Origin of the sequence: Holdemania sp. 1001302B_160321_E10, from assembly GCF_015552275.1 — a bacterium.
Lineage (GTDB): Bacteria > Bacillota_I > Bacilli_A > Erysipelotrichales > Erysipelotrichaceae > Holdemania.
The window spans coordinates 1-2,269 of the sequence record NZ_JADNEM010000072.1; the positions used below are offsets into that span (position 1 = coordinate 1).

Genomic DNA, 2,269 nt, shown 5'->3' on the forward strand with positions numbered 1-2,269 from the left:
TGAGTCCCATTTCTGGAACTCATCTGCGTCTTTCTTGTTTCGGTTTTTCTCTCACCAACACTATTTTTGAAAGAGCCATTCTTTTTCAAAAAAAGCGACTGATTGCTCAATCGCTTTTTAGACTCACTTATTTGCCGATCTGCTTGGCAACTTCTTCTGCGAAGTTTTCTTCGCGCTTTTCCAGACCTTCGCCGACAGCGTAACGAACGAAGCTTTCGACTTCCGTGTTCGCAGCCTTCAGGATCTGAGAAACCTTCTGGTTCGGATCCTTGAAGAACGGCTGGTCAACCAGGCACATTTCCTGCAAGGACTTGCTCAGACGGCCTTCAACGATACCCTGCAGCACTTTTTCCGGCTTGTTGGCCAGGGATTCATCGTTCTTCATGATTTCCATCTGAACGGTTCTTTCCTTTTCAACAACGTCTGCCGGCATGTGGTTGCGGGAAACATAGCTCGGGCTCATCGAAGCGACCTGCATCGCCATATCTTTGGCGACTTCCGCATTATCGCTGTTCTTCATGACCACACAGGCGCTGATCTTGCCGCCCATGTGCATATACGTTCCAAAAATGTCGTTGTCTGCTTTTTCAACGATTTCAAAGCGGCGCAGCGTGATCTTTTCGCCGATCGTCGCGGTGGCGTCGATGAACTTGCTTTCCAGCGTCGCTCCATTGACATCCAGCGCTAACGCTTCTTCCAATGTCTTCGGAGCCGCTTTCAGAATCACGTCGGCAGCGGTATTGATCAGATCCAGGAACTGTTCGTTCTTGGCGACGAAGTCCGTTTCCGAGTTCACTTCGATCAGGCACGCGCGGTTGCCGTCGGTGACGACGCGGGTCAGACCTTCAGCCGCGATCCGGCCAGCCTTCTTCGCCGCTTTGGCGATTCCCTTTTCGCGCAGCCATGTGATCGCCGCTTCCATGTCGCCGTCGCATTCGGTCAGGGCTTTTTTGCAGTCCATCATGCCTGCGCTGGTTCTTTCGCGCAGTTCTTTAACTAATGCAGCGGTAATTGCCATGATTATTCAGCCTCCTTCGCAGCCTCTGCCGGTTTCGCTTCTGCAGCCGGAGCCGCTTCCGCAGCCTTGGCGGCTTCTGCGTTTTCGCGTCTTGGTGTGAAACGCTTGTTATCGCCGTAGCGGTTGTTGCGCGGACGGCGTTCTTCGTTTCTCTGACGGCGGCGGCGTTCGTTTTCTTCCGCCTGCTGTTCAACGTTGATGATGACTTCCTTCATCGTGATGTCTTCGGCTTCCTGATCTTCCTGGTAAGCATAGCTTAACAGACCGCCCTTGGTTTCAACGATCGCATCCGCCAGTACGCCGATGATCAGCTTCACCGAACGAATTGCGTCATCGTTGGAAGGAATCGGGAAATCGACTTCTTCCGGATTGCAGTTGGTGTCAACCATCGCAAAGACCGGAATGTTCAGCTTCTTCGCTTCTGCAACCGCGTTGTGTTCTTCCTTCGGGTCAACAACGAAGATCGCATCCGGCAGCTTCTTCATTTCTTTGATGCCGCCTAAGAAGTTTTCCAGACGAGCTGCTTCCTTGCGGATCTGAGCAACTTCCTTCTTCGGATAGACGTTGATCGAGCCGGAAGCTTCCATTTCTTCAATTTCCAGCAAACGCTTGATGCGCTTCTGAATCGTGCGGTAGTTCGTCAGGATGCCGCCCAGCCAACGCTGGTTGACATAGAAGGAACCGGACCGCAGCGCTTCGTCCAGAACGACGCTCTGAGCCTGCTTCTTCGTGCCGACAAACAGGACCTTGCCGCCCTTTTCCGCAATCGCCTTCATCGCTTCATACGCTTCGTCCAGCTTCTGCTGAGTCTTCGCTAAGTCGATGATGTAGACGCCGTTTTTCGCCGTGTAGATATACGGTTTCATCTTCGGGTCCCAACGACGGGTCTGGTGTCCGAAATGAACGCCGCTTTCGAGCATTTTACGCATAGATACAACTGACATTTTTAATTTCCTCACTTTCCGTTATATCCTCCATCACTTCCAACACTGCAACTCGATCGCTCAAGCACGGAGCAGTGAATCCATGATGTGTGTAGTGCACCCTTGATTCGCGGATGCCATGTACTAATATACCATAAGGCACTCCTGGATGCAATCCAAAAGTGCCTTGTTTAAGCCTGATTTTAACTAAAGTGAATTGAAAAAGTAAACGCAGCCTTAAGACTAAAAGGAATTGCATTTACTTTTGCAAAGACGCGGACTGCATTTACTCGTGCAAATGAGTTATAGTCATCTTGTATCTCCCTGT

2 protein-coding genes are annotated in these 2,269 nt (G+C 50.9%); both read right to left on the reverse strand.

The features are described 5' to 3' along the window. Nucleotides 1–127: 127 nt before the first annotated feature. The gene (tsf, locus tag I2D94_RS18040) at nucleotides 128–1,018 is read right to left on the reverse strand and encodes a translation elongation factor Ts (protein WP_072683525.1); all 891 of its coding nucleotides are present in this window, start codon (nucleotides 1,016–1,018) and stop codon (nucleotides 128–130) included. A gap of 2 nt (nucleotides 1,019–1,020) precedes the next feature. Continuing rightward, entirely contained in the window at nucleotides 1,021–1,962 is a 942-nt protein-coding gene (rpsB, locus tag I2D94_RS18045) for a 30S ribosomal protein S2 (RefSeq protein ID WP_039865011.1), read from the reverse strand. Between the last annotated feature and the right edge of the window lie 307 nt (nucleotides 1,963–2,269).

Excerpts from the sequence above, each read along its gene's own strand:
- tsf (WP_072683525.1), bottom strand. The coding sequence starts at position 1,018 with ATGGCAATTACCGCTGCATTAGTTAAAGAACTGCGCGAAAGAACCAGC.
- rpsB (WP_039865011.1), bottom strand. The coding sequence starts at position 1,962 with ATGTCAGTTGTATCTATGCGTAAAATGCTCGAAAGCGGCGTTCATTTC.